The 26,266-nt window shown below is 64.2% G+C and carries 22 protein-coding genes, 1 pseudogene and 1 riboswitch; of the genes and pseudogenes, 12 read left to right on the forward strand and 11 right to left on the reverse strand.

All coding sequences use genetic code 11. The annotated features are described in order from the left end of the window. Nucleotides 1-24: 24 nt before the first annotated feature. From ald to gcvP, 4 genes are all read left to right on the forward strand, one after another. A complete protein-coding gene (gene ald / locus FZF13_RS25075; RefSeq protein ID WP_024924814.1) occupies nt 25-1,140 on the forward strand; it encodes an alanine dehydrogenase in 1,116 nt (371 codons plus the stop codon). A 227-nt stretch (nt 1,141-1,367) separates the two neighbouring features. Next, nucleotides 1,368-1,454, forward strand: a riboswitch (glycine riboswitch). A 155-nt stretch (nt 1,455-1,609) separates the two neighbouring features. Beyond that, nucleotides 1,610-2,710 (forward strand): glycine cleavage system aminomethyltransferase GcvT, encoded by a 1,101-nt coding sequence (gcvT, locus tag FZF13_RS25080; RefSeq protein WP_024924813.1) that lies wholly within the window; start codon nt 1,610-1,612, stop codon nt 2,708-2,710. 7 nt (nt 2,711-2,717) lie between these two features. Then, on the forward strand, nt 2,718-3,086 hold the full coding sequence (gcvH, locus tag FZF13_RS25085) for a glycine cleavage system protein GcvH (protein WP_024924812.1): 369 nt from the start codon (nt 2,718-2,720) through the stop codon (nt 3,084-3,086). Between the two features lie 16 nt (nt 3,087-3,102). After that, nucleotides 3,103-5,916, forward strand: a complete 2,814-nt coding sequence (gcvP, locus tag FZF13_RS25090; RefSeq protein ID WP_024924811.1) for an aminomethyl-transferring glycine dehydrogenase — start codon at nt 3,103-3,105, stop codon at nt 5,914-5,916. 8 nt (nt 5,917-5,924) lie between these two features. On the opposite strand, the gene FZF13_RS25095 is transcribed toward gcvP, so the two are convergent. Continuing rightward, nucleotides 5,925-7,097, reverse strand: a complete 1,173-nt coding sequence (locus FZF13_RS25095) for a GGDEF domain-containing protein (RefSeq protein WP_024924810.1) — start codon at nt 7,095-7,097, stop codon at nt 5,925-5,927. 228 nt (nt 7,098-7,325) lie between these two features. Between FZF13_RS25095 and parE the strand changes: the two genes are divergently transcribed. Both parE and FZF13_RS25105 read left to right on the forward strand, forming a co-directional pair. Then, complete coding sequence (parE, locus tag FZF13_RS25100; RefSeq protein ID WP_024924809.1) at nt 7,326-9,389, forward strand: DNA topoisomerase IV subunit B; 2,064 nt, start codon at nt 7,326-7,328, stop codon at nt 9,387-9,389. 29 nt (nt 9,390-9,418) lie between these two features. Then, nucleotides 9,419-11,479 carry an FUSC family protein gene (locus tag FZF13_RS25105; RefSeq protein WP_024924808.1) on the forward strand — a complete coding sequence of 687 codons (2,061 nt, stop codon included), beginning with the start codon at nt 9,419-9,421 and terminating at the stop codon, nt 11,477-11,479. A gap of 72 nt (nt 11,480-11,551) precedes the next feature. Here the strand turns inward: FZF13_RS25105 and FZF13_RS25110 are convergent, their stop codons facing one another. Then, a complete protein-coding gene (locus FZF13_RS25110) occupies nt 11,552-12,211 on the reverse strand; it encodes an endo alpha-1,4 polygalactosaminidase (RefSeq protein WP_244437862.1) in 660 nt (219 codons plus the stop codon). A 216-nt stretch (nt 12,212-12,427) separates the two neighbouring features. Further along, on the reverse strand, nt 12,428-13,549 hold the full coding sequence (locus tag FZF13_RS25115) for a DUF2336 domain-containing protein (protein WP_024924806.1): 1,122 nt from the start codon (nt 13,547-13,549) through the stop codon (nt 12,428-12,430). A gap of 148 nt (nt 13,550-13,697) precedes the next feature. On the opposite strand from FZF13_RS25115, the gene FZF13_RS25120 reads away from it, so the two are divergent. Further along, on the forward strand, nt 13,698-14,150 hold the full coding sequence (locus FZF13_RS25120) for a MaoC family dehydratase (protein ID WP_024924805.1): 453 nt from the start codon (nt 13,698-13,700) through the stop codon (nt 14,148-14,150). Continuing rightward, complete coding sequence (locus FZF13_RS25125; RefSeq protein WP_024924804.1) at nt 14,151-15,032, forward strand: HpcH/HpaI aldolase/citrate lyase family protein; 882 nt, start codon at nt 14,151-14,153, stop codon at nt 15,030-15,032. It abuts the gene before it with no gap. Between the two features lie 18 nt (nt 15,033-15,050). Here the strand turns inward: FZF13_RS25125 and FZF13_RS25130 are convergent, their stop codons facing one another. Further along, complete coding sequence (locus FZF13_RS25130; protein ID WP_024924803.1) at nt 15,051-15,644, reverse strand: nitroreductase family protein; 594 nt, start codon at nt 15,642-15,644, stop codon at nt 15,051-15,053. A gap of 159 nt (nt 15,645-15,803) precedes the next feature. Between FZF13_RS25130 and FZF13_RS25135 the strand changes: the two genes are divergently transcribed. Next, the gene (locus FZF13_RS25135; RefSeq protein ID WP_024924802.1) at nt 15,804-16,766 is read left to right on the forward strand and encodes a hypothetical protein; all 963 of its coding nucleotides are present in this window, start codon (nt 15,804-15,806) and stop codon (nt 16,764-16,766) included. A gap of 28 nt (nt 16,767-16,794) precedes the next feature. On the opposite strand, the gene FZF13_RS25140 is transcribed toward FZF13_RS25135, so the two are convergent. The 5 genes and pseudogenes from FZF13_RS25140 to FZF13_RS29615 form a co-directional block, all read right to left on the reverse strand. Next, nucleotides 16,795-17,736 (reverse strand): lysophospholipid acyltransferase family protein, encoded by a 942-nt coding sequence (locus FZF13_RS25140; protein ID WP_024924801.1) that lies wholly within the window; start codon nt 17,734-17,736, stop codon nt 16,795-16,797. A gap of 83 nt (nt 17,737-17,819) precedes the next feature. Continuing rightward, a complete protein-coding gene (thrS, locus tag FZF13_RS25145; RefSeq protein ID WP_024924800.1) occupies nt 17,820-19,796 on the reverse strand; it encodes a threonine--tRNA ligase in 1,977 nt (658 codons plus the stop codon). 163 nt (nt 19,797-19,959) lie between these two features. Continuing rightward, on the reverse strand, nt 19,960-20,361 hold the full coding sequence (yidD, locus tag FZF13_RS25150; RefSeq protein WP_024924799.1) for a membrane protein insertion efficiency factor YidD: 402 nt from the start codon (nt 20,359-20,361) through the stop codon (nt 19,960-19,962). Nucleotides 20,362-20,436: 75 nt separating this feature from the next. Next, complete coding sequence (locus tag FZF13_RS29380; protein ID WP_024924798.1) at nt 20,437-20,808, reverse strand: hypothetical protein; 372 nt, start codon at nt 20,806-20,808, stop codon at nt 20,437-20,439. Between the two features lie 151 nt (nt 20,809-20,959). After that, nucleotides 20,960-21,175, reverse strand: a pseudogene (locus tag FZF13_RS29615) (hypothetical protein); the annotation flags it as partial. A gap of 176 nt (nt 21,176-21,351) precedes the next feature. Between FZF13_RS29615 and soxR the strand changes: the two are divergent. Continuing rightward, a complete protein-coding gene (soxR, locus tag FZF13_RS25160; RefSeq protein WP_024924797.1) occupies nt 21,352-21,807 on the forward strand; it encodes a redox-sensitive transcriptional activator SoxR in 456 nt (151 codons plus the stop codon). A gap of 32 nt (nt 21,808-21,839) precedes the next feature. Here the strand turns inward: soxR and FZF13_RS29485 are convergent, their stop codons facing one another. Further along, nucleotides 21,840-21,965, reverse strand: coding sequence for a hypothetical protein (locus FZF13_RS29485; protein WP_275040852.1), 126 nt, complete (start codon nt 21,963-21,965; stop codon nt 21,840-21,842). 109 nt (nt 21,966-22,074) lie between these two features. Between FZF13_RS29485 and FZF13_RS25165 the strand changes: the two genes are divergently transcribed. Both FZF13_RS25165 and FZF13_RS25170 read left to right on the forward strand, forming a co-directional pair. Further along, nucleotides 22,075-23,061, forward strand: a complete 987-nt coding sequence (locus FZF13_RS25165; protein ID WP_024924796.1) for a LysR substrate-binding domain-containing protein — start codon at nt 22,075-22,077, stop codon at nt 23,059-23,061. A 97-nt stretch (nt 23,062-23,158) separates the two neighbouring features. Next, on the forward strand, nt 23,159-24,190 hold the full coding sequence (locus tag FZF13_RS25170) for an LLM class flavin-dependent oxidoreductase (protein ID WP_024924795.1): 1,032 nt from the start codon (nt 23,159-23,161) through the stop codon (nt 24,188-24,190). A 106-nt stretch (nt 24,191-24,296) separates the two neighbouring features. On the opposite strand, the gene FZF13_RS25175 is transcribed toward FZF13_RS25170, so the two are convergent. Beyond that, the gene (locus FZF13_RS25175) at nt 24,297-26,183 is read right to left on the reverse strand and encodes an MFS transporter (RefSeq protein ID WP_024924794.1); all 1,887 of its coding nucleotides are present in this window, start codon (nt 26,181-26,183) and stop codon (nt 24,297-24,299) included. Nucleotides 26,184-26,266 lie beyond the last annotated feature (83 nt).

The following is a 26,266-nucleotide window of genomic DNA, read 5'->3' on the forward strand; positions in this document are numbered from 1 at the left end:
AAAGGCCGAGAGGAGATCACTGAAATGCGCGTCGGTTGCCCCAAGGAAATCAAGAACCACGAATATCGCGTCGGACTGACGCCGGGCTCGGTTCGCGAATATGTCGCCCATGGCCACGAAGTGCTGGTTGAGACCGGCGCTGGTGCCGGTATTGGCGCCGACGACAATGCCTACCGCGCCGCCGGCGCCACCATTGCAAAGACCGCCAGCGACGTGTTCGCCAAGTCGGACATGATCGTGAAGGTCAAGGAACCGCAGCCGAACGAATGGGCGCAGCTGCGCGAAGGCCAGATCCTCTACACCTATCTCCACCTCGCTCCCGATCCGGAACAGACCAAGGGCCTGCTGGCTTCCGGCGTGACGGCCGTGGCCTATGAGACGGTGACCGACGACCGTGGTGGCCTGCCGCTGCTGGCGCCGATGTCGGAAGTTGCCGGCCGCCTGTCTATCCAGGCCGGCGCCACCGCTCTGCAGAAGGCCAATGGCGGCCGCGGCGTGCTGCTTGGCGGCGTGCCGGGCGTGCTGCCGGGCAAGGTCACCGTTCTCGGCGGCGGCGTCGTCGGCCTGCATGCCGCCAAGATGGCGGCCGGCCTCGGCGCCGACGTCACCATCATCGACCGTTCGATCCCGCGCCTGCGCCAGCTCGACGACATTTTCGGCGGCCGCGTCCACACGCGCTACTCCACCGTCGAGGCGCTGGAGGAAGAGTGCTTCTCGGCCGACATCGTCGTCGGCGCCGTGCTGATCCCCGGTGCCGCCGCTCCGAAGCTGGTGACGCGCGAAATGCTGTCGGGCATGAAGAAGGGCTCGGTGCTGGTCGACGTCGCCATCGACCAGGGCGGCTGCTTCGAGACCTCGCATGCCACCACCCATGCAGACCCGACTTATGAGGTTGACGGCGTTATCCACTATTGCGTCGCCAACATGCCAGGTGCCGTCCCGGTCACCTCGGCGCATGCGTTGAACAACGCCACGCTGCATTACGGCCTGCAGCTTGCCGACAAGGGCCTCAAGGCCATCATCGACGACCATCACCTGCGCAACGGCCTCAACGTGCACAGGGGCAAGATCACCAACCGCGCCGTTGCCGAAGCGCTCGGCTACGAGATGGTCGAGCCGAAGGCCGTGCTGGCCGCCTGACGATCACGGGCGGCAACCGCCGCCCGGTCATGTTTTCCTCCCAGCCGCCGAGGCGCAGTTCCGTCTCGGCGGTTTTTTGTTCCAGGTGGATGACGGTGCGCCGCAATCACTTTCCGGTGCGAAGCGTGCTCGCAGGCTCGTCTCCCTCGACAAAAGACGTCGCACACAGGTGACATTCCGTCGCGGTAGGGCTAAGGATGAGTCGTCTGGGGCTTCGCAAGAGGCCTCACCTGTTTGCGGGAGAGAGCAGCATCCGCTGCCGCCGAAGGGGAAATCGCCCGAAATCTCTCAGGCAAAAGAACCGTAAACAGGAAAGACACTCTGGAAAGTCGGGGGCAGCCAAAGCCCTCGCGCCGAAGGTGTAAGCGCTTCCGACAGAGTTCCGGGGCGCGAGTCTCTCAGGCTTCAGACAGAGGGGCACGGAGCGGTCGCATCCTGCGGCCGGTCATTGTGCTGCTCTGGAGAAGATATGACGGGCGATACCACCAAGACCCTTCCACTCGAGGATTTGCATAGAGCCGCGGGCGCCAAATTCGGTGCCTTTGCCGGCTGGTCCATGCCGCTGACCTATCCGGCCGGCGTCATGAAGGAACATCTGCACACGCGCGAACATGTCGGCTTGTTCGACATCTCGCATATGAAGCTGCTTGAGGTGGCGGGACCAAGCGCCATAGCCGTGCTCAACCGGGCTTGCCCGATCGACGCCGGCAAACTGGAAATTGAGCATTCCAAATATACGTTTTTCCTGAACGAAAATGCGGGCATCATCGATGACCTGATTATCACCCGCATCGCAGCCGATCGTTTCATGGTCGTCGCCAATGCAGGTAATGCCGCCACCGACGAGACGCATTTGCGCGCCGTCGCGAGTAATCACGATGTCCAGATCACGCCGTGGGACGTTGTCTTCCTCGCGATCCAGGGACCCGAGGCAGCCGCAGTGCTGTCGAAGGCGGGAATAGGCACTGAATCCCTCGCCTTCATGACCGGCCAGCAACGCCAGGTTCGCGGTTTCATCAGCCGTTCCGGCTACACTGGCGAGGACGGCTTCGAGATCGGCTTGCCCGAGCACGGTGCCCGCGAGCTTGTCACCAAGCTTCTCAACGATGATCGGGTCATGTGGATCGGCCTTGCCGCCCGCGACAGCCTGCGCCTCGAAGCCGGCCTTTGCCTGCACGGCAACGACATCAGCCCGGATATCAACCCCGCCAGCGCGGGCCTGATGTGGGCGGTGCCGAAGGAAATTCGCGCCGACGGCACCTTTATCGGCGCCGAAGCCCTGCGCGGCATCGTGGCGACCGGCCCGGCGCAGAAGCGCGTTGGCCTGAAGCCCGAAGGCCGCCAGCCGGTACGCGGCGGCGCTGCCCTGTTCGACGCCGACGGCAATCCGGCCGGCACCGTCACTTCCGGTGGCTTCGGTCCCTCGGCCGGCCATCCGGTCGCCATGGGCTACGTCTCCACCCCGCTGGCCAAGGCCGGCACCAAACTCTTCGCCGACGTTCGCGGAACCAAAATTCCGGTCGAAGTCAGCGCCCTTCCCTTCACGCCTCATCGCTACCGCAAAGGATGATTTGAAAATGGCCAAGACCTATTTCACCGAAGACCATGAATGGCTGAGCGTCGACGGCAACGTCGTGACTGTCGGCATTACCGACTACGCACAGGAACAGCTTGGCGACCTGGTGTTCGTCGACCTTCCGGAAATCGGCCGCAAGCTGACCAAAGGCGAGACCGCTGTCGTGGTCGAGTCGGTCAAGGCGGCATCGGACGTCTACGCGCCGCTCGATGGCGAAATCACCGAAGTGAACGGCGCGCTGTCCGGCGATCCCGCGCTGGTCAATTCCGCCGCCACCGGCGACGGCTGGCTCTGGAAGATGAAGCTCGCCGACGAAGGCCAGCTTGCCGGGCTCCTCGACGAGGCCGGCTACAAAGCCCATATCGGCTAAGGCAGGACACGATATCATGACTGCATCACCCTACCCCTTCTCAACCCGGCATATCGGGCCGAGCGTGACCGATACCCGGACCATGCTGGCGACGATCGGCGTGCCATCGGTGGAAACGCTGATCTCGCAGGCCGTGCCGAAATCGATCCGGCTGAACCGTCCGCTCGACCTGCCGGCACCCGCTTCCGAAGCGGAAGCGCTGGCCGAGCTCGCCGCGAAAATGTCGACCAACGTCGTGCTGAAAAGCTTCGTCGGCCTCGGCTACCACGGCACGCACACGCCGCCCGTCATCCTGCGCAACCTGTTCGAGAACCCGGCTTGGTACACGGCTTACACGCCCTATCAGGCCGAGATCAGCCAGGGTCGCCTGGAGATGCTGTTCAACTTCCAGACGCTGGTGACGGAACTCACCGGCCTGCCGGTGGCGTCCGCCTCGCTGCTGGACGAGGCCACTGCGCTGGCCGAAGCCGTCGGCATGGCCTTCCGCCATCACCGCGACAAGCGCAACAAGGTCGCTTTCGCCAACAAGCTGCATCCGCAGACCCGCGACGTCGTCGTTACCCGCGCCGAACCGCTCGGCATCGAGGTCGACGGCGACACGATCGATGAAGACACCGCCGCTCTCGTGGTTGCCTGGCCGGACACCTATGGTGTCTATGGCGACCATTCGGCCAAGATCGCCGAAGCCAAGGCCGCCGGCGCGGTCGTCATCTTCGTCGCCGATCCGCTGGCACTTGTTGTCAGCGAGACCCCGGCGACCCTTGGCGCCGACATCGCGGTCGGCTCCATGCAGCGCTTTGGCGTGCCGATCGGCTTTGGCGGCCCGCACGCCGCATATTGCGCGGTCTCCGACAAGCTGACGCGCCTGATGCCCGGTCGTCTGGTCGGCCAGTCGGTCGACTCCAAGGGCCGGCCCGGCTTCCGCCTCGCCTTGCAGACGCGCGAGCAGCACATCCGCCGCGACAAGGCGACCTCCAACATCTGCACGGCGCAGGCGCTGCTCGCCAATATGGCGACCGCCTATGCCATCTGGCACGGCCCGGAAGGACTGCAGGCGATCGCCGACCATGTCCACGGCCTGACTGCCCGGCTGGCCGCTGCCTTGAAAGCCAAGGGGCACACAGTTCTGGGCGAAAACCGCTTCGACACAGTGACGGTCGAGGTGAAGGGACAGGCCAAGGCGAAGGCCAAGGAGGCCCAGACGGACGGACGCCTGCTGCGCATGGTCAACGACGATCTCGTCGGCATCTGCTTCGACGAGACCTCGACCGAGGCCGATCTGCAGGCCGTGGCCGCGCTGTTCGGCGCGACCGTTCCCGAGAAGGCGGATCGCCGGTTGCCCGGCAAGCCGCGTGCGATAAAGGGCTTCCTGTCGCAACCGGTCTTCCACCAGAACCGCTCCGAGACCGACATGATGCGCTTCCTGCGCAAGCTGGCGGACAAGGACCTGGCGCTCGACCGCACCATGATCCCGCTCGGCTCCTGCACCATGAAGCTCAACGCAGCGGCCGAGATGATCCCGGTCAGCTGGCCGAGTGTCGCCAACATGCATCCCTTCGCGCCGAAGGCCCATTCGAAGGGCTACAAGGCAATGACGGACGACCTCGAGCGTTGGCTGGCGGAGATCACCGGCTTCCAGGCGGTGTCGCTGCAGCCCAACGCCGGCAGCCAGGGCGAATATGCCGGTCTCCTGGCAATCCGCCACTATCATCTGTCGCGTGGCGATACGCATCGTAACATCTGCCTCATCCCCTCCTCCGCGCATGGCACCAATCCGGCAAGTGCCGCGATGGCCGGAATGGAAGTGGTGGTGGTGCGCTGCACCGAGAGCGGCGATATCGACATGGAGGACATGCGGGCGAAGGTTGCCGCCCACGCCACCAATCTGGCGGCGCTGATGATCACCTATCCCTCGACGCACGGTGTGTTCGAGGAGGGTGTGAAGGAACTCTGCCAGCTCATCCATGACAATGGCGGGCAGGTCTACCTTGATGGGGCCAACCTCAACGCCCTGGTCGGCCTCGCCCGCCCGGGCGACATCGGCGGCGACGTCTGCCATATGAACCTGCACAAGACCTTCTGCATCCCGCATGGCGGCGGCGGTCCGGGCGTTGGCCCGATCGGCGTCAAGTCGCATCTGGCGCCGTTCCTGCCCGGTCACATCGATCACGGTACGGACCACCCGGTTTCGGCGGCGCCTTACGGCAGCGCGTCGATCCTGCCGATCACCTGGATGTATATCCGCATGATGGGCGCGCAGGGTCTCAAGCAGGCGACCGAGGCGGCCATCCTGTCGGCCAACTACATCGCGAGAAAGCTGGAGGCGCACTATCCGGTGCTCTACAAGGGCGCCAACGGGCGGGTCGCGCATGAGTGCATCCTCGACACCCGCGTGTTGAAGGACAATGCCGGCATCACCGTCGACGACGTCGCCAAGCGGCTGATCGACTACGGCTTCCACGCACCGACCATGTCGTGGCCAGTGGCTGGAACGCTGATGGTGGAGCCGACCGAGTCCGAACCCAAGCCCGAACTCGACCGTTTCTGCGAAGCGATGATCTCGATCGCCAACGAAGCGGCAAAGGTCGCCAAGGGCGAATGGCCGAAGGACGACAATCCGCTGGTCAACGCCCCGCACACCGCGACCGAAACGCTGGCAGGCGACTGGACCCATCCCTATTCGCGGATGGAAGCCGCCTATCCGGCTTCGGACCCCGACACCGCCGCCAAATACTGGCCGCCGGTGTCGCGCATCGACAACGTCGCCGGCGACCGTAACCTGGTCTGTTCCTGCCCGCCGGTGTCGGAATATCTCGGCGCCGCCGAATAAGGCGCCGTTCAGGCACGCCGGGCGGGGCGATGAACCGGCCCGGCGATCCACCCGTCGACAGCGACGCGGTTGCGGCCCGCGCGCTTTGCCTCATAGAGCGCGCGGTCGGCCCTTGTCAGCATGTCACTGAGCGTCACGCCGCCCGGTTTGCCAAAGGCGACACCGGCGCTGACGGTGCAGCGCAACGGCCCTGCGGGGGTAACGATTTCCTCCGCGGCGAAATCCACAAGGATGCGGCGCGCCGTCGCTTCGACGTAATTGCCCTCGACACGAGCGATCACCAGCGCGAACTCCTCGCCGCCCAGCCGGAACGCGCTGTCGCCGGCGCGCAGGCTCCCGCTCATCACTTCAGCGAAGCGCCGCAACACATCGTCGCCCGTCGAATGCCCATGGACATCGTTGGTGTTCTTGAAATGGTCGAGATCGAACATGACGACGGCCATCTGCTCGCCGAAGGCCTTTTTCGGATAGTCCTCGACCAGGGCGCGACGGTTCCGCAATCCGGTCAAAGCGTCGGTCAAGGCTTCCGAGCGGTGGCGGGCCGCGGCACGCAGATTGTGCATGGTCATCGGCAGCGCGCCGAGGGCTGTCAGGCACGCCACGGAAATGATGATGTTGATGCGCTCCGCCCAATTGTCGGGCGCTCCGCCGAGCACCCAGCGGCCGTCGACGAGCAACACGATGCCGCACAAGGCGAACGAGACGGAGCAAATGCCGAACAGCGTCGACATCAGCACGATCAGCGCCGGGAACTCGGCGCGGTTCTGCCAGAAGATCCAGCCGATCCACACAAGCAGGATGGTCGACCACAGATATTCCGCCATGAAGGCGGCGCCATCCAGCCCGACGACCATCAAGAAAGTGGTAGAGAGGATCGACAGCCCGACCGCCAGCGGGGCCTGGCGTGTGACCTCCGAACGTCCGTAGAACTGCGCCGCGGCGATCAGGATGAGCGAGAAGCCGGTCGGAAGGAGCGCAAGCGTCAACGCACCGAGCCAGGGCCTCGGCTCAATGCCGTAGCGCCAGAACGCCACCACATGCATGGCAAGCAGTGCCAATCCCATCGAGGCCGTCAGGAAATACCGGCTCTGGCGCGTTGCTGTCCAGATGACCAGCATGGTTACGCTGAGACATGCTCCCGACAATGCTGCCGCAAGCAGCAAGGACTGAAAGTCCAGCATGGCCCCGCTTCCCCGATATTCAACGCCGTCGGCGTCATACCCTATGATCGCCGATCTTGGGCCAAGCTAGCATGAACCGACACGAGAAACTTACGAGATGGTTTACGAGACCTCTCTGTTCAGGGTAGACGGTCGGCCGCCATGAACGGAACACGAACCGCCGTGATCCGGCCGGCAAAGCGTGCCAATATTGTTTCCTGATTCGTTTTCCAATATTCCCGGCCTTCCATGGACGAAATGAACGACCTATTCGGCAATCCGGACAAGCAGCCCCAGCAGCAGCCGCGCGCGACATCGCGACCGGCCGATCCGCTCGTGCAGGCAGCCAAGCGCGCCCAGCCAGCAACCAAGGATGGCAGCGAGGGCTATAGCGCCGCCGACATCGAGGTGCTGGAAGGCCTTGAGCCGGTGCGCCGCCGGCCCGGCATGTATATCGGCGGCACCGACGAGAAGGCGCTGCACCACCTCTTCGCCGAAGTCATCGACAACTCGATGGACGAAGCGGTGGCAGGCCACGCCACCTTCATCGAGGTGGAACTGGATGCCGAAGGTTTCCTCACCGTCACCGACAACGGTCGCGGCATCCCGGTCGACCCGCATCCGAAGTTCAAGGACAAGTCGGCGCTCGAAGTGATCATGACGACGCTGCACGCCGGCGGTAAGTTCGACTCGAAAGTCTACGAAACCTCGGGCGGTCTGCACGGCGTCGGCGTGTCGGTCGTCAACGCACTGTCGGACGTTTGCGAGGTCGAGGTGGCGCGCGGTCGCAAGCTCTACCGGCAGCGTTTTTCGCGCGGCATACCGCAAGGCGGCCTGGAGTTCCTGGGCGACGTGCAGAACCGGCGCGGCACCAGGACACGCTTCCATCCCGATCCCGACATCTTCGGCAAGGGCGCGCATTTCGAACCAGCGCGCATCTATCGCATGGCCCGCTCGAAGGCCTATCTGTTCGGCGGCGTCAACATCCGCTGGTCGTGCGACCCCGCCCTGATCAAGGACAAGGACCCGACGCCGGCCAAGGCCGAATTCCATTTCCCCGGCGGTCTCGGCGATTATCTGAAAGCCTCGCTCGGCGACGAGATGCAGGTCACCCGCGAAATCTTTGCCGGGAAGAGCGACAAGCAAAGCGGCCACGGCTCGGTCGAATGGGCGGTCACCTGGTTTGGCGGCGACGGCTTCGTCAACTCCTACTGCAACACCATCCCGACCGGCGATGGCGGCACTCATGAGATGGGCTTCCGCAACGTGCTGACGCGCGGCCTGCGCGCCTATGCCGATCTCGTCGGCAACAAGCGCGCCTCGATCGTCACCAGCGAAGACGTGATGATCTCGGCCGCCGGCATGCTCTCGGTCTTCATCCGCGAGCCCGAATTCGTTGGCCAGACCAAGGACAAGCTGGCGACGGTCGAAGCGATACGTATCGTGGAATCGGCGCTCCGCGATCCGTTCGACCACTGGCTGGCCGACAATCCGCAGGAAGCCTCCAAGCTGCTCGACTGGGTGATCGCCCGCGCCGACGAGCGCGTGCGGCGGCGTCAGGAAAAGGAAGTTTCGCGCAAGAGCGCGGTGCGCAAACTGCGGCTGCCCGGCAAGCTGGCCGACTGCACGCAGAACGCAGCCGCGGGCGCGGAACTGTTCATCGTCGAGGGCGATTCGGCCGGCGGCTCAGCCAAGCAGGCGCGGGATCGCGCGATGCAGGCGGTGCTGCCGCTGCGCGGCAAGATCCTCAACGTCGCCAGCGCCGGCAATGACAAAATGGCCGCCAACCAGCAGATTTCCGATCTGGTCCAGGCACTCGGCTGCGGAACCCGCTCCAAATACCGCGACGAGGACCTGCGCTACGACCGCGTCGTCATCATGACCGACGCCGACGTCGACGGCGCCCATATCGCCTCGCTGCTCATCACCTTCTTCTACCAGGAGATGCCGCAGCTGATCCGTGGCGGTCATCTCTTCATGGCGGTGCCGCCGCTCTACTCGATCCGCCAGGGCGGCAAGATCGCTTATGCCCGCGACGACGCCCATAAGGACGAATTGCTGCGCACCGAGTTCACCGGCCGCGGCAAGGTCGAGATCGGCCGCTTCAAGGGCCTTGGCGAGATGATGGCCAGCCAGCTCAAGGAAACGACCATGGACCCGAGGAAGCGCACGCTGCTCCGGGTCGACGTGCTGGACGAGGAAACGGCGACCAAGGATGCGGTTGACGCGCTGATGGGCACCAAACCCGAGGCACGCTTCCGCTTCATCCAGGAGCGGGCGGAGTTCGCCGCGGCGGATGCGCTGGACATCTGAGGTTTTCGCCCTGGCCCGGAGATGAAGCCGTGAATTGGGCGACGCTTAAGGAACGGGTCGATGCGACCTTCGCCGGATCGCTTCAGCCGACCCGTTCCGACTGGATCTTCGCGCTGCGGACGACAACGGCCGCACTGATCGCACTGTTCGCCGCCTACGCACTCAAGCTCGAACATCCGCAATGGGCGATGATGACGGTGTTCATCGTCGCCCAGCCCGTTGCCGGCATGGTGCTGGCAAAAGGGTTCTACCGGCTGGTCGGCACGATCGTCGGCGCGGCTGCCGCCATCGGCGTCACCTGGCTGTTCGGCGGCAGTCCCTGGCTGTTCGTGGCCGTGCTGTCGCTGTGGATCGGGCTCTGCACGCTCGTCTCGTCGCTGCTGCGCAATCCTGAGGCCTATGGAGCCGCACTTGCCGGCTATACGGCGATGATCATCGGCCTGCCTGCCTTCGGCCAGCCGCATCTCGTCACCGAACTCGCCTCCGCTCGCTGCATCGAAATCGTGCTAGGCATCGTCTGCGCCGCCATAACAAGCCGGCTCATCCTGCCCAAGCTCGCCGGCTCCGCGATCAACGCCCGGCTACAGCGCAGCATCCTTGATCTCGCGGCCTATACCGAGGGCGCCTTTTCCGGCGCCGATCCGGCCAAACTCGACGCCACCTACCGCAAGCTGATCGCCGACACCCAGACATTGGGAGAGATGCGGGCCTATGCGCGGCTGGAAGCGCCGAGCCTCGCCACGCGCGCTCATCCGGTGCGCCGCACCATTGGCCATCTTCTGTCGGCGCTGTCGGCCGCGCGCATGCTGCACAGCCACGCCGCGCCGCAAAATGCCGCCCTTCTGCCCGTGCGCAGCCAGCTGAAGGCACTGGTTTCCGAACTGTCCAGCACGCCGCATGCGCTTGGCGATACGAAGCCCTGGATCGAAAGGCTCGATGCGATCGCCAGCGAAGCGCGTCGCATTCCCGACGGTCTCGCCGGCGAAGGCGAGGACCCGGTCGGCACCGTCACGCGCCTGACCGTCGCCGGTGAATTCGCGCAGTCGTTGCGGGAGACACTGCGCGGACTGGACGCACTGCGCCGTCCGAAAACCGAAAGGGCGATGCGCGAGCGCCGACAGCCGGCGCTGGTGGTGCATCGCGACCACCACGCAGCCTGGCGCAACGCCATCCGCGCAACGGTCGCCACTATGCTCGTCGCCGCCTTTTGGCTGGCGACGCGATGGTCGGAGGCGGCGGGCACGGTCATCCTCGTCGCCGTCGTCTCCAGCCTGTTCGCGTCCCGGCCCGCCCCCGCGCAGGTCGCCTGGGGTTTCTTCAAGGGCTCGCTGCTCGCCTTGCCCTTCGCCTTCCTCATCGGCCAGCTTGCCTTGCCGCTTCTGCCCGGTTTCGGCTGGTTCGCGCTGTTCGTCGTACCGGTTCTGGTTCCTGCCGCCCTAGCCATGGCCAATCCGCGCCTTGTCGGCGTCGCCACGGCCTTCGCGATCAACTTCCTCGCCTTTCTCAGCCCGCATCAGGGCATGGCCTATGATCCGGCCGGCTTCTTCATCGGTCCGGTCGCGGCGCTGGTCGGCATGCTGATCGCCATCGGCGTCTTTCTGGTCGTGCTGCCGGTCGACCCCAGGGTCACCGTCAATCGCATCGCTGGTGCCATGCGCGAGGATCTGGTGCGTCTCTGCCTGCATGAGCGCGTTCCGCGCCGCTCGGCTTTCGAAAGCCTTGCTTATGACCGCGTCAACCAGCTGATGCCGTTGGCGCAGCAGGCAGGCCGCAAATATGAAGGGCTGTTCGAAGGCAGCATCGCCTCGGTGACGGTCGGGCTGGAAGTGCTGCGCCTGCGCGCAGAACAGGCGGCCGGCACGCTTCCACCGGCGCTGACGGTTTCCATCGCCGAGTCGCTGCGACAGTTGGCGCGCGACCTTCTGGTGCGCGCGCCACGCGAATCCTGGAAGACCGGCATAGCCGCGATGCGCAAGGATGCCGCCGATATCGCAGCCGCCGGCGGCGCGGAGGCGCTGCGGATTGCGGCATCGCTGCGGGTGATCGCGGCGGCCGTCGAGGATTATCCCGACTTCTTCCGCAAGGACTAGGATCAGGACCTGTTCCGCACGAGCCACGTTCTAGCGAGCGTGTTACCAGGCCGGAGCGATTTCCAGCACCGGCTATTGCCGGGCAGGCCGATGCTTGACGCAGTGATCGTAACGGTAACCCTTGCGCTGTGCGGGTTTGAGTTCGCGATCGCGAAGAACGGTATCGCGTGGCGTGGTCGGGGCCGCGCAGATGTCGGCAAAACGCCCGCGAAGATCATCGACATATTCAATGTTGATGACCTGCTCGCCGTAATATCGTGTGTACCCGGCGCATTCGTCGTAGCGGTGGCATTCCTCGGAAACCGAGAAATCGAACCCTATCTGCTTCCGCTCCCGGTCGGAAAGCTGTGGTGCATTCTTTTGTCCAGCCGCCAGTCCGTGCCCATGAGCGGCACTCACCAGCAATGTTGCGAATGCGACCGCATCTTCGTGTTTGAGCGCACCGTTCGACCTTGTGAAGGAATCCAGATTGTCGAACTCGACGGCATTGAACCCTGCGCGCGCGCAACCGGAAATGGTGACGGCAAGGCGCTCCAGGATAGCGGCTCGGCGCTTCTCCGAAGAGATGTCGAGAAGATGTTCATCCGGCCATTCCGGATCGACAAGCGGTTTACCCTTGCTGTTCTTGACCAGAAGGTCGAGCGGCCACGCGACACCGGGCTGTGTCTGGAAACCATTGACATAGCATATGTTGTACAGACCTCGGGCCGGCGTAGCGGTGCTGTCGCGCACGACGACATTTGTCCCGGCGGGAGGGTCATAGGCTCCGCCAAGCTGGTAGTCTGCCATGGCGTCGGAGGGAAGCGGCTTGAATGCCTGAGCGGCTCCGGACAGTTCTTCCGCCGAGCTTGCCGTTCCAGAGCACAGGATCAGCGTTGCAGTGACAAAAATCCAATTCGGTCGATGCATGGTCCCGCGTCATCCATAGCCGATGCCTGTCAGCCAAGATTAGGCGGCGGCGATGGCCAATGCATGACCGCGCGCGTTCTGACGCAGCGCATCGAGGTGGATCGACTTCACCAGCGCGGCCAAGTCGCCCTCGGCGCCCTGCCCACCCAACTCCTTCAGCATCAGCCAGCTGACTTCCTGTACGCCGGCGACGCGCTTGCCATTGGCAACCTCGCGCCAGATCTTGAGTGCCTGCAGGATGATGCCATGCGTTGCCTTGGAAAGACCGGCGGACGCAAACAGCGCTAGCAGCGCAACGTCGTTGCCGCCGGCCAGAAGCGCGCTCACCCGCTGCTCCGATTGTCCGGTGAGCGCCACCAGCGCGGCGCCGAAGAAGTCGACCTTGCCGTGAGCGACGGTGCGAATGATGAATGAGGCCGTCAAATCGCCTCGCAGCCGCAGATGCTCGACCAATGCGCGGTGTTCGACTGCCTGGGTGCCGTCAATAAGGGTGACGGAGGCCTTGATGCAGGCATCGCGCATGACGCGTTCGGCCCGCGCCGTTCCCATCAAGGCAAGCACCAGCGGAGCCCCCCGGAGCGCCTCGCCCAGCTTGACGAGCAGCATGTGGCGGCAGTCCGCGGGCAAGGTCTCGTGGGCGATCAGCGCCTCGCGAAGCGCCGGCAGATGGCCGTGCCGCTCGGCGATGCGCCTGTAGCTCATCGAGGCGATAACGGCGCCGTGGTTCGCAAGAAGCGTCAAGCACGCCTCGGCTTCGCCGATCTCGGCGATCGCGGCAGCAACGGTCATGGAGACGGAGGGCCGGTCGGCAATGAGCTTCTGCGTCGCCTTCTGGCCGGCGGCGACACGATCGATCAGGTCGGCGTCGGTCAGCAATGGCGAGCGGGCCAGAACCACCGCGGCCACTTCGGGCTGGTCGGAGGCCAGTGCCGCGATGATCTGGATCGGCGCATGATGGCTCATCGACAGCGCCTCGGCCATCGCGGCCCGCACCTTGGACGAGGCATCGTCGAGCAGGAATGTCAGTGCCGCCTCGGCGGCGCAACGATCCTCGAACGGCAGGTCGCGGTTGACATAGGCACGGGCCAGCGCACTCGCGGCCGCGGCGCGCTCGGAGACCTTCGCCGTGGCAACCCATTTGAGGAAATGAGAAACAACCATATCCACCCACTTGCACTCGCACCGGACCCCATCCGGCAACCCTGAAAAGACGTTAGGCAGAAATGGTTTACGAAGCGTTCACCATAATTCTTAACCAGCTTGCGGGGGCTGTTGGCTAAGCCTATCAAGCAGGAAACGGAGGATCGACATGGCCGGGCTCTATCTGGAGGAATTCACCGTCGACCGGGTTTTCCAGCACACGCTGCGCAAGACCGTGACCGAAAGCGACAACATGCTGTTTTCGGTGATGACGCTCAATCCGCAGCCGTTGCACATCGACTTCGACTTCGCGTCCAAGACCGAATGGGGCCGGCCGCTGGTCAACTCGCTGTTCACGCTCGGCCTGATGATCGGGATTGCCGTCAACGACCTTACCGTCGGCACCACGGTGGCCAATCTCGGCATGAAGGAAACCATCTTTCCGCATCCCGTCTTTCACGGCGACACGATCCGCGTCGAAACGACGGTGGTCTCGGTTCGCGAATCGAAATCGAAGCCCGATCGCGGCATCGTCGAGTTCGAGCACCGCGCCTACAACCAGAGCAATGTGCTGGTCGCCAAATGCATCCGGCAGGCGATGATGCTGAAAAGGCCGGCCTGAATGCGCTCCCTGCTGTTCGTTCCAGGCGATTCCGAGCGCAAGCTGGAGAAGGGATTCGCATCTCAAGCGGACGTCGTCATCGTCGATCTCGAGGATTCGGTGGCGCCGCAGAACAAGGCCGCGGCGCGCGCGGTAGCCTCAAGCTTCATCGCCGAGCATCGCGCTGCTACGAAAGCGGCCATCTATGTACGGGTCAACGATCTGACGTCGGGACTGATCGACGACGACCTGGCGGCGCTGGTCGGCGCGCAGCCCGACGGCATTATGTTGCCGAAATCGAATAGCGGGCAGGATGTCCAGCACTTGTCGGCCAAGCTGCGCGTCCATGAAGCGCGCTTCGGCCTGCCCGACGGGGCCATCCGCATCCTGCCAATCATCACCGAGACGGCCGCGGGCGTGCTTGCCGCGTCGACCTATGCCGGCACCGGCAGCCGGCTGTCCGGGCTGACCTGGGGCGCGGAAGACCTTTCGGCGGCGATCGGCGCCCGCCAGGCGCGCGACGGCAACGGCCACTACACCGATGTCTTCCGGCTGGCGCGCGCGCTGACGCTTTTGGCGGCATCCTCAGCCGAAGTGGCCGCCGTGGACACGGTGTTTCCCAATTTCAGCGACATGGCCGCGTTCGAGGCCGAATGCGTGGAAGCCGAACGTGACGGCTTCACAGCCAAGATGGCCATCCATCCCGCCCAGGTGCCGGTCATCAACAAGGCCTTCACCCCGTCGCGCGAGGCGGTCGAACGGTCCGCGGCGATCGTCGCCGCCTTTGCCGCGGCCGGCGATCCAGGCGTGGTCGGCATCGACGGCAAGATGTACGACCGGCCGCATCTGCGGCTGGCCGAACGCCTGCTGGCGCGGGCCAAAGCCGCTGGCGTCGCGGTCTAGCGACGCCCCTCCCCGGCATCAGCCGGCGGTCGGCTTCCACGGACCGGCGTAATCCGCATAGAGCTTGGCCGGATCGGGTCGCGGGCGCTCCGGCGCGGTGCCGGCGAAGGTACCGATATGCACGAAGCCGATGACCCGCTCGTCGGGCGCCAGACCGAGCAGCGCCCGGCCCTCGGGGACATCGGAATACCAGTTGCTGATCATGTTGGTGCCGTAGCCGAGCGCATTGGCGGCCATCATCAGGTTCATCGCGGCCATGCCGCCGGACAGGAATTTTTCCCATTCCGGGATCTTGGGGTGCGCCTTGGGCACGGAGACGATGCCGATCACCAGCGGCGCGCGCGAGAACCGCGCGAGCTCCTGATCGCGCCGCACATCGCTCAATGGCCCTTCCCGGCTTTCCGCCAGCGCGGCAAGCTGCTTGCCAACCTCGACCCTGGTTTCACCGCGATAGAGGATGAAGCGCCACGGCTCCAGTTTGCCATGGTCCGGGACGCGAGAGGCGGCGGCGATGATGGTGGCGATTTCGGCATCCGAGGGCGCCGGCGCCTTCAGTTCAGGGATGGGAGCGGAGTTTCTGGTCAACAGGTAGTCGAGGATCGGCTGCTTCACGGGCGCTGTGCTCCTGGATTCGGTTGTGGGCTGAAGCGCGCGATCGGCATATCGGCAGCTTTGGCGACGGCGCCGGCGGCGCCGCAAAAGAGCGATATCCGGTCGACCGGAGACTCTTCAGCCTTGAAATTGCCACCGCCTTGGGCTTCAACGCAAGGCATGTTCTTCGGGCTTCGTCGTCTTTTGCCGACCGCGCTGGGGGCCACGCTTTGCGTGGCGCTGGCGGCGACCGCCCATGCCAAGGACGCCGACGCGCTCGACAAGCTCAAATTGCCCGGCATGTCGACCTATGCGGCACCGCGTGGCGAGGGCCAACTTGCGCGCGGCGAAGGCGATATCCAGCTCAGCGCGCAACTGACCGACAAGGGCGAAGACATCACGCGCGGCCTGGTCTGGCGCGTCTTCAAGCCCGAGCCCGGCACTGACGGCAAGCTGCCGCTGGTCGCCTCTGCGCGTGGTGGGACGGCGGCCTTCCAACTGGAACCCGGCAGCTATCTGGTGCACGCTTCCTACGGCCGCGCCGGCGCCACCAAGCGCATCACGGTCGGGCGCGAACCCAAACGCGAAAACCTCGTGCTCGATGCCGGCGGGCTCAAACTCGATGCCACGCTTGCCGGCGGCATCCGTATCCCTTCCGACAAGCTGCGCTTCTCGATCTATGAGAGCCGCTCGGGCAAGGACGACGAGAAGGCGCTGATCATCCGCAACGTGCAGCCGAATTCGGTGGTGCGGCTCAATGCCGGCGTCTACCACGTCGTTTCCAACTATGGTTCGATCAATGCCGTCATCCGCTCCGACATCCGGGTCGAGGCGGGCAAGCTGACGGAAGCCACGGTCGAACACCGGGCGGCCGAGATCACCTTGAAGCTGGTGCGTGAGCCCGGCGGCGAGGCGCTGGCCGACACGTCATGGTCGGTGCTCAACGAATCGGGCGATTCGATCAAGGAAGCCGTCGGCGCCTTCGCACCCATGGTGCTGGCCGAAGGCAACTACACCATCATCGCCAAGAACCGCGACCGCATCTACCAGAAAGACCTCACCGTCGACGCCGGCAAGAACGGCGAAGTCGAGGTCGTGGCGTCGGAGGCGTCGGCCGTCGACCCTGCCGAAGGCGCCGACTGATCCCGGCAATCGTGATTTCAGCGTGACCTCAGGCTGCCGCGCGACGGAACCGGCGCGGCAGGAACTTGGCGCGTCGCTCCGGCTGCGAAGGTGCCAGATCGAAGACCGCGCGATGGAGCCTGGCCAGCAGGATCTTGCGATCGCGCAGCGGCTCGAATTCCTCGGGCGGCAACGTCTTGCCGATACGAACCTCGATCGCGCGACCCGACAGGCGCGCGAATTCGCGGATCAGCAGCGATATCCTGAGCGTCAGAGAAGCCTTTCCGACGAGACGCGCCAACCGCCCCTCGCGCTCGGCCAGGTTCATCGGCCGGCTGACGAGATGAAAAAGCCGCCCGTTCTGCCCGGAAAAATGCATCGGAATGACCGCCGCCTTGGCTTCTTGCACGAGCCGTGCCGGAAACATCTTCCACGGCAGGTCCTGAGCGCGGCCAAATCCTTTGGGAGCAGTCGCGACGCCGCCAGCCGGGAAGATGACGATGGTCACCCCTTCCTTCAGGAGCCGCATCGCTTCGTGGCGCACGGCCATGTTGGCTTTCACCGCCTCCTTGGTCTCCGAAAAATCGACGGGGAGCGAATAAGGCTCCATTTCGCGGATCCGCAACAGATCCTTGTGGATCATGACGCGAAATGGCCGTCCGAGCTTCTCGGCCAGCGACAGGACAGCAATGCCGTCGCCGATGCCGTAGGGGTGGTTGGCGACGATAACCAATGGAGCATCGGGAAGGTCGACCGGTGGCCATTGGTCGGCGCAGCGCATGCCCACGTCGATCAGGTCGAGCATTCGGCCGAAGACGCGGTCTCCGGTCGGCACGATGTTGCGGCGCCAAAGATCGTAGAGTGCTGCGAAACGATCGCGCCCCGACAGGCCTTCGACCGAGCGGATGAACCAGCGCGTGAAAACCGGCTGTCCGGCATTGGCGTAAGACAGTTCCGGAAAGGGTCTTTCGCGCGATCTGAACTTCATCATAGGCCTGTCATTTAATCGTCTTGCGTGACGCCGATGTGAAAACGGCGGTGGATCCCCACCGCCGTTCGCTGGAAGCTATTGAGTCAGGCGAGCTTCTTGCGTTTCAGGTCGGGAGGCGTCGCCTCGTCCGCTAGCGCGGTCACCGCCTCGGCCAGCGTCAGCGACTGCTGGTCGCGTGAGCCCAGGCGGCGCACGTTGACGGTCTCTTCTTCCGCCTCGCGCTTGCCGCAGACGAGAATGACCGGAACCTTGGCCAGCGAATGCTCGCGAACCTTGTAGTTGATCTTCTCGTTGCGCAGATCGGCCTCGGCCGACAGCCCGGCCGCCTTGAGCCGTTCCACCACCTTTTCGGCATAGGCATCGGCTTCGGAGGTGATCGTCGCCACCACCACCTGCAACGGCGCGAACCAGAGCGGGAAATGGCCCGAATAGTTCTCGATCAGGATGCCGAGGAAGCGTTCCATCGAGCCGCAGATGGCGCGATGCACCATGACCGGCTGCTTCTTCTCGGAGTCCGAGCCGATGTAGAAAGCGCCGAAGCGCTCCGGCAGGTTGAAGTCGACCTGCGTGGTGCCGCACTGCCATTCGCGGCCGATCGCGTCCTTCAACACATATTCGAACTTCGGCCCGTAGAACGCGCCCTCGCCCGGATTGATCGACGTCTTGATGCGATTGCCGGATCGCTGCTGGATCGTCGCCAGCACCTTCGACATGATCTCCTCGGCGTGATCCCACGCCTCGTCGGAACCGACCCGCTTGTCGGGACGGGTCGACAGCTTCACGCTGATCTCATCGAAGCCGAAATCGGCATAGGTCGACAGGATCAGGTCGTTGATGCGCAGGCACTCGGCGGCGAGTTGCTCCTCGGTGCAGAAGATATGGGCGTCGTCCTGCGTGAAGCCGCGCACGCGCATCAGCCCGTGCAGTGCGCCCGACGGCTCGTAGCGATGCACATTGCCGAATTCAGCAAGCTTTACAGGCAGATCGCGGTAGGATTTCAGCCCGTGCTTGAAAATCTGCACGTGACCCGGGCAGTTCATCGGCTTCAGCGCGAAAACACGGTCGTCGTCGGTGTCGTCGCCGGCCACCGTCACCTTGAACATGGCATCGCGATACCAACCCCAGTGCCCGGAAGTCTCCCACAGGCTCTTGTCGAGCACCTGCGGAGCGTTGACTTCCTGATAGCCCTGTTCGCCCAGCCGACGGCGCATGTAAGAAACCAGGTTCTGGAACATCTTCCAGCCCTTGGCGTGCCAGAAGACGACGCCGGGGCCTTCCTCCTGGAAATGGAACAGGTCCATCTCGCGACCGAGCTTGCGATGGTCGCGCTTTTCCGCCTCCTCCAGCATGTGGATGTAGGCGTCGAGCTGCGCCTGGTCTGCCCAGGCGGTGCCGTAGATGCGCGTCAGCATCGGGTTGTTGGCGTCGCCGCGCCAATAAGCGCCGGCAACCTTCATCAGCTTGAAGGCGCTGCCGATCTGGCCGGTCGAGGCCATATGTGGACCGCGGCACAGGTCAAACCACTCGCCCTGGGCATAAATCTTGAGGTCCTGGTCCTCGGGGATCGCATCGATCAGCTCGAGCTTGTAGCTCTCGCCCTTGTCGCGGAATACCTTCTTGGCACGGTCGCGCGACCAGACTTCCTTGGTGAAGGGCCTGTTGCGCGCGATGATCTCGCGCATCTTCTTCTCGATCGTCGGAAAGTCCTCAGGCGTGAAGGGCTCGTTGCGCGCGAAATCGTAGTAGAAGCCGTTGTCGATGACGGGACCGATGGTGACCTGGGTGCCCGGCCACAATTCCTGCACGGCCTCTGCCAGCACATGGGCGGTGTCGTGGCGGATCAATTCCAGCGCGCGCGGGTCGTCGCGGGTGACGATCTCGACCTTGCCGGACTTGCCGAGCGGATCGGAAAGATCACACAACTGGCCATCGACGCTGTAGGCCACGGCCTTCTTGGCGAGCGACTTCGAGATCGACTCGGCCAGGCCTGCACCGGTCATCGCCGCGTCGTATTCGCGGACGGAACCATCAGGAAATGTCAGGGAAACGGAATTCAGCAACGTTCTTCTCCTATCCAGTCCCGCAAACGAACGCGGGTGGTTGATTGCCGGAAACGTCCGGCGGCGAGCGGTCTTTTAGGGGCAGATAGCGGCGTCGTAAAGCCGGAGTGTTGGCGATTGGCGCTTGCGGCAATGAAATGGCCCCTGCTGTCGCAGGGACGCTTCAGCCCTGCTCGCCGGCGTGCCGCTTGCCGACACGCCAAAAGCGCCAGAACGCCCACCAGTGGAGATCCGGCGCGAGCTTGACCGGCACGTTGTCGATGCCATGCGTGCCGCCGGGGCCGCAGCGCATGACCCTGAACAGCCCCATCCAGCCGCCGGCCCACAGGCCATGGCGGGCGATCGCCTCATAGGCGTATTCCGAACAGGTCGGCATGTGCCGGCATGAATTGCCGACGAAACCGGACAAGGTCAGTTGGTAGAACCGCACCAGGGCGGTGCCCGCCAGCCTGCCCGGCGTCCGGCGCCAGGGCCCGGCCCAGTTGCGGCCGCGTGGTGTGGACGCACCAACCTCGCCGTGCTGATGCCCGCATTCGCGGCCATGCCCGTCAGCGTCGTTGTTCATCGCCGGTATCGCGCTCGCCCAATCATCCGCTGTAGATGGCCCGACGCAGCGCGTTTCGCAACGGCTACACCGGTATCAACCGCGCCGGAACCCGACAAAACCTGGCGTGATGGTGACCGGCACGCCTTGTTCGATCAAGGACAGCAGGCCGAGTATCACCTCCTCGCTCGGCTGGCCATAGACGTCGAGCCGGCGCATGACGCAGCTTTCCATGACATCGCGGATGTGCGGATCGGCTATGCGCCAATGCTCCAGGATGGCTTCCGAACTCGGCATGATCTGCAAGCTGTGGGCGCGCATGGCCTCGTCATCGACAAAGGTCTCGACGACGAGTTGCGGTCCGTTCGCCTCGGCGAAGGCGACCGCCTTGCGAATAGCGTCCTTGAACTGCTCGAGCTTGCCCGGCAGGATATCGAAGGACGAGATCTGCACGATGCGTCGCGACATGGCTAACTCCGCACTCACTGAGCAGCCTCGGGTCGAGCCGCCTCGAGCAGCACCGCCTTGATGGCCGATTGACCTCGCCATAGGGTGACGAGGCGACATAGACCAGTTCCACATCCTCGATGGCGTTGAACGAGCCGGGCGTGCCGGCGGGCAGATAAAGCACTTCGCCCGGGCCTGCAGTCTGCCATTCGCCGCGGCTGGCGACGGTGCAGCGGCCTCTGGTGACGATCAGCACCTCGTCATATGCGAACTCGAAGTCGCTGGTTGCGCCCTTGGGTGCCCGCACGAAGCCGATCGCGCCAAGCTTGGAGAGCGGCACATCGTCCTCGTTGAGCACGTCGACCAGCTTCGTGCCGGACCATTCCATCCAGTCCCGCGCCCGATCGGCGACGAATTTCTGGATGTCGGGCGTGTTGGGAACCTGCTTGTCCACGGGAGTTTTCCTTCTTGCGGCGCCGTTAAATCGATCATTTGCGGCTCGATCGACGTGCTACAAGTTCAAGTCAACTTGAGGTCAAGCGAAAAATGTGGGACAAAGTTGGGATGGAACCGACACTCACCATCAACCAGTTGTCGCGCCGCAGCGGCGTGGCGGCATCGGCGCTTCGTTATTACGAGGAGCGCGGCCTGATCGCCTCCGAACGCATCGGCAAGGGCCACCGCCGCTTCACGCGCGCCACCTTGCGCCGCCTCGCCTTCATCGTCTTCGCGCAGCGGCTCGGTATGTCGCTGGCGGAAATCCATGACGAACTGGACAAGCTGCCGACCGACCATGTGCCGAAGGGAGGCGACTGGTCACTGTTATCCGGCCCGTGGTCGGCGCGGATCGACGAGCGCATCGCCGAGTTGCAGCGGCTGAAGACCGGTCTCGCCGAATGCATCAGTTGCGGCTGTCTCTCACTCGAACGATGCCGGCTGGTGAACCCGCATGACAAGGCCGGAGCCCTCGGCCCCGGCCCCAGATACTGGATCGGCGATCGGTCGTCGGACAACGGATAGCTCTATCGCCGCCATGCCGGCCAATCATGCGCCTACAGCCTGTCGTGGCGCTGCGGACGCCTGCGCACATAGGTGTCCTTGTCGTCCGGCCGGTGCTTCAAGTTCTGAAAAGTGGCGAGCGTCAGCGCATCGAGAAGCGCCTGGATGATCTGTGACATCACAATCACTCCGGTCTGGCAAATCGGTTTCATGACCGGAATCAACGCCTGCTGGCGCTTATGTTCAAACGAGTATATTTCTGCCTTCGAATAACCTGAGGTTATGCGAATGAAGCGCAGCCGCCTGCCCCTCACCGCCCTGCGATCCTTCGAGGTCGCCGGCCGTCACACGAGCTTCAGCCGCGCCGCCGAGGAACTGCACGTTTCGCAGGCGGCAATCAGCCGCCAAATCCGCGAACTGGAAACCACGCTGTCGACCCCGCTGTTCGAGCGCCTGCACCGCAAGGTGGTGCTGACCGAGACGGGCAAGGCCCTGCTCACGCAGTTGACCGCCAGTTTCGACGGCATCGAGAGAATGCTGGCCGATATCGCCGCACGCTGCCAGACCAAGACGGCCAGGGTGAGCTCCGACGCCTCGCTGGCCTCCTGCTGGCTGATCCCGCGGCTGGACCGCTTCCGGCGCGCCAATCCGGACATCGATGTGGTGCTGGACGTCGACCCTCGGCTGATCGAATTCCGCGCCGAGCAGGCCGAGCTGGCGTTGCGGTTCTCCTTCCACAACACCAGTTGGGCAAACAGCGAAGCGGAACGCCTCGCCTACGCCTATGAGACGCCGGTGGTGGCGCCGGTTCTGCTGGCAAACGGTGCGCCGATCGAAAAGCCGGGCGACCTGCGCCGCTTCACGCTTTTGCACGAGGAAAGCCGCGAACACTGGAAGAACTGGTTTCGCCTGGCCGGCGAAGAGGAGGCAGACGTGCGGGCTCCGGGTCCGATGTATGCCGACATGGCGCTGTCCAAGCAGGCGGCCTTGCTCGGCCATGGCGTCGCTTTGGTCGACCTTCTCTACATGCAGGACGAACTGGCCGCCGGCACGCTGATCAGGCCATTCGCCACCGAACTCAATTCCGGCGGTTATTTCCTCGTCGCCCGCAATCTGTCGAAGCTCAGCGAACCGGCCCGCATCTTCGCGGACTGGATACGGGCGGAGTTCGCGGCAAGCGTGGCGGCGCTGTCGTCAACCAAGGGTGAACGGTCCGTACTCGGCGCCGCAAGTGGGCATATTCCCTCCACTCGCCTATCTGAACCTTTGAATTGATCGTTCGCCGCTCCGCGCCGATGGTGCGTCTTGCCGAAGCGAACATCACCCGCCCTCCACCGGATCCCCTATCCGGCAACCAGAAATAGAGGTTTCCATGTCGAACACCGTCGAATTCGGGCTGGATACGTTTGGCGACGTCACCGCTGACGACGACGGCGCTCTGCTGCCGCAGGCCGAGGTCATCCGCAATGTCGTCGATGAGGCCGTGCTGGCCGATCAGCTCGGCATCGATTTCATCGGCGTCGGCGAGCACCACCGCAACGACTTCGCCGTTTCCACGCCCGAGACCGTATTGGCCGGCATCGCCACGCGCACGAACCGCATCAAGCTGGGCTCGGCGGTGACGGTGCTGAGTTCCGATGATCCGATCCGGGTCTTCCAGCGGTTTTCCACCGTGGATGCGCTGTCCAACGGCCGCGCCGAAGTCATCCTCGGGCGTGGCTCCTTCACCGAATCCTTCCCGCTGTTCGGTTTCCAGCTCAGCGACTATGAAACGCTGTTCACCGAAAAGCTCGACCTGTTCGCGGCGCTCCTGAAGGGCGAGCCGGTCAGCTGGCAGGGTTCGATCCGGCCGCCGCTCAAGGACCAGTCCGTCTATCCGCCGATCGAGACCGGCACGCTGAAGACATGGATCGGCGTCGGCGGCAGCCCGGAATCCGTCGTGCGTGCAGCGCGTTACAACCTGCCCTTGATGCTGGCCATCATCGGCGGCAACCCGCAGCGCTTCCGGCCTTATGTCGATCTCTATCACCAGGCGCTCGACCAGCTTGGCGGCGCAAAGCAGCCAATCGGCGTGCATTCGCCGGGCTATGTCGCCGATACCGACGAACAGGCGCGCGAGGAGCTTTGGCCGCATTACAAGAAGATGCACGACCGCATCGGCGGCGAACGCGGCTGGCCGCCGACCTCACGGGCCTCCTTCAATTCGGAGGCCGATCTCGGTTCGCTTTATGTCGGCTCGCCCGAAACGGTGGCGCGCAAGATAGCGGCGACCGTGAAGGGACTGGGGGCTTCGCGCTTCCAGATGAAATATTCGTCCGGCCCGCTGCCGCACGAGAAGATGATGCACTCCATCGAACTTTACGGCTCGAAGGTCATACCGATGGTGCGCGATCTCATCGCGTAAGAAGTCCGTGATTTCAGCCTCATAGGCAAGCAGGCTGACAGTCCGATTCAAGCAGAAAGCCCGGCGCGGTTTCCCGCGCCGGGCTTTCTTTTGACGAAGCGAATGCTCAATCCTTGGCGTTCAGATCGGTGCCCAGCGTATCCTTGACGAAGAGCGTGCCGATGATGAGCGACATGGCCGCGAACACGATCGGGTACCAGAGGCCGTAATAGATATCGCCCTTGGCCGCACTGAGCGCGAACACGGTTGCCGGAAGCAGACCGCCGAACCAGCCATTGCCGATGTGATAAGGCAGCGACATGCCGGTGTAGCGGATGCGGGTCGGGAACATCTCGACCAGGATCGCCGCGATCGGCCCGTACACCATCGTCACATAGAGGACGAGGATGAACAGGATGCCGATGACCATCGGCCAGTTCACGGCTGCGGGGTCAGCCACCATCGAGAAGGCGCCGGCGGCAGGAACGCTGTAGACGGTGACGTCAGCGGCACTGCCGGCCTCTTCCTGCGTGATCAGCTTGTCCTTCACCGCCTGGGCGGCCGGAACGGCGGTCTTCTCGCCGCCGCGAATGGCGGCAGCGTCGAGCTTCAGCTCCGGATTGGCCGTCACGAAGGCGTCCAGCTTCTGGTCCGCCACCTTGGCGGCGGCACGCACCAGCGGATAGCCGCCGTCGTGCAGGGCGATGTTCACCGCCTTCGAGAAGGCGCCGTCCTTGGCCTTGGCCTGATCGCCGGCGGCGACGGCGTCGTAGGATTCGACCGTCTCCTTGCCGATCTTGACCGTGGCCGCGGTGCCCGGTGCGGCCGTGGTCACGACGTCATACGGAACCGAGTTCTTGGTAAGGAACGAGGTTGCGATGTCGCAGGATGTCGTGAACTTTGCCGTGCCCACCGGGTTGAACTGGAACTTGCAGTCGCCCGGAGCGGCGGTCACCGTCGCCCGTGTGTTCTGCTGTGCGGTGGCCAGCGCCGGATTGGCGGCCCAGGTCAACGCCTTGAACAGCGGGAAGTAGGTGACGATGGCGAGCGCCAGGCCAGCCATGATGATCGGCTTGCGGCCGATCTTGTCGGACAGCCAGCCGAACACGACGAAGAAGATGGAGCCCAGCGCCAGCGCGATAGCGATCATGATGTTGACCGAGTAGGCGTCGACCTTGAGCACGTTCTGCAGGAAGAACAGTGCGTAGAACTGGCCGGAATACCAGACAACGGCCTGGCCGGCGGTGAGGCCGAACAAAGCGAGAAGCGCGATCTTGGCGTTCTTCCACTGGCCGAAGGCTTCCGACAGCGGCGCCTTGGAGCCCTTGCCCTCTTCCTTCATGCGCTGGAAGGTCGGCGATTCCGACAGCGAAAGCCGGATCCACACCGAAATGCCGAGCAGGACGAAGGACAGGATGAACGGAACGCGCCAGCCCCAAGCGGCGAAGGCTTCCTTGCCGAGCCAGCTCTGCACGATCAGGATGACGATCAGCGACAGGAACAGGCCAAGCGTCGCCGTGGTCTGGATCCACGAGGTGTAGTAGCCACGACGATCGTCGGGCGCGTGCTCGGCGACATAAGTCGCGGCACCGCCATATTCACCGCCGAGCGCCAGGCCTTGCAGCATGCGCAGTGCGATCAGGATGACAGGCGCCGCGATGCCCCATGTTGCCGCTCCAGGGAGAATACCGACCAGGAAAGTCGACAGGCCCATGATGAGGATGGTGACCAGGAAGGTGTATTTGCGGCCGACGAGGTCGCCGATGCGGCCGAAGACCAGCGCGCCGAACGGGCGCACCAGGAAGCCGGCGGCAAACGCCAGCAGCGCGAAGATGTTGCGGGTCGCTTCCGGATATTGCGTGAAGAAGGTGGCGCCGATGAAGGCGGCCAGCGATCCGTAGAGATAGAAATCGTACCATTCGAAGACGGTGCCGAGCGACGAGGCGAAGATGACCTTCTTCTCCTCCCGCGTCATGCCGCGGCCTGTCCTGCCGGCGGTCTGTGCCATTGCCATGAGTGTTCCTCCCAAATGCCCTCGATGCCGGGGGATCGACGCCCGCACCCTCCTCCGGATACGGACTCAAACCGGCTATCGGC

It is taken from the genome of Mesorhizobium terrae, assembly GCF_008727715.1.
GTDB lineage: Bacteria > Pseudomonadota > Alphaproteobacteria > Rhizobiales > Rhizobiaceae > Mesorhizobium > Mesorhizobium terrae.

Excerpts from the sequence above, each read along its gene's own strand:
- ald (WP_024924814.1), top strand. The coding sequence starts at position 25 with ATGCGCGTCGGTTGCCCCAAGGAAATCAAGAACCACGAATATCGCGTC.
- gcvT (WP_024924813.1), top strand. The coding sequence starts at position 1,610 with ATGACGGGCGATACCACCAAGACCCTTCCACTCGAGGATTTGCATAGA.
- gcvH (WP_024924812.1), top strand. The coding sequence starts at position 2,718 with ATGGCCAAGACCTATTTCACCGAAGACCATGAATGGCTGAGCGTCGAC.
- gcvP (WP_024924811.1), top strand. The coding sequence starts at position 3,103 with ATGACTGCATCACCCTACCCCTTCTCAACCCGGCATATCGGGCCGAGC.
- FZF13_RS25095 (WP_024924810.1), bottom strand. The coding sequence starts at position 7,097 with ATGCTGGACTTTCAGTCCTTGCTGCTTGCGGCAGCATTGTCGGGAGCA.
- parE (WP_024924809.1), top strand. The coding sequence starts at position 7,326 with ATGGACGAAATGAACGACCTATTCGGCAATCCGGACAAGCAGCCCCAG.
- FZF13_RS25115 (WP_024924806.1), bottom strand. The coding sequence starts at position 13,549 with ATGGTTGTTTCTCATTTCCTCAAATGGGTTGCCACGGCGAAGGTCTCC.
- FZF13_RS25120 (WP_024924805.1), top strand. The coding sequence starts at position 13,698 with ATGGCCGGGCTCTATCTGGAGGAATTCACCGTCGACCGGGTTTTCCAG.
- FZF13_RS25125 (WP_024924804.1), top strand. The coding sequence starts at position 14,151 with ATGCGCTCCCTGCTGTTCGTTCCAGGCGATTCCGAGCGCAAGCTGGAG.
- FZF13_RS25135 (WP_024924802.1), top strand. The coding sequence starts at position 15,804 with ATGTTCTTCGGGCTTCGTCGTCTTTTGCCGACCGCGCTGGGGGCCACG.
- FZF13_RS25140 (WP_024924801.1), bottom strand. The coding sequence starts at position 17,736 with ATGATGAAGTTCAGATCGCGCGAAAGACCCTTTCCGGAACTGTCTTAC.
- yidD (WP_024924799.1), bottom strand. The coding sequence starts at position 20,361 with ATGAACAACGACGCTGACGGGCATGGCCGCGAATGCGGGCATCAGCAC.
- FZF13_RS29380 (WP_024924798.1), bottom strand. The coding sequence starts at position 20,808 with ATGTCGCGACGCATCGTGCAGATCTCGTCCTTCGATATCCTGCCGGGC.
- soxR (WP_024924797.1), top strand. The coding sequence starts at position 21,352 with ATGGAACCGACACTCACCATCAACCAGTTGTCGCGCCGCAGCGGCGTG.
- FZF13_RS29485 (WP_275040852.1), bottom strand. The coding sequence starts at position 21,965 with ATGTCACAGATCATCCAGGCGCTTCTCGATGCGCTGACGCTCGCCACT.
- FZF13_RS25165 (WP_024924796.1), top strand. The coding sequence starts at position 22,075 with ATGAAGCGCAGCCGCCTGCCCCTCACCGCCCTGCGATCCTTCGAGGTC.
- FZF13_RS25170 (WP_024924795.1), top strand. The coding sequence starts at position 23,159 with ATGTCGAACACCGTCGAATTCGGGCTGGATACGTTTGGCGACGTCACC.
- FZF13_RS25175 (WP_024924794.1), bottom strand. The coding sequence starts at position 26,183 with ATGGCAATGGCACAGACCGCCGGCAGGACAGGCCGCGGCATGACGCGG.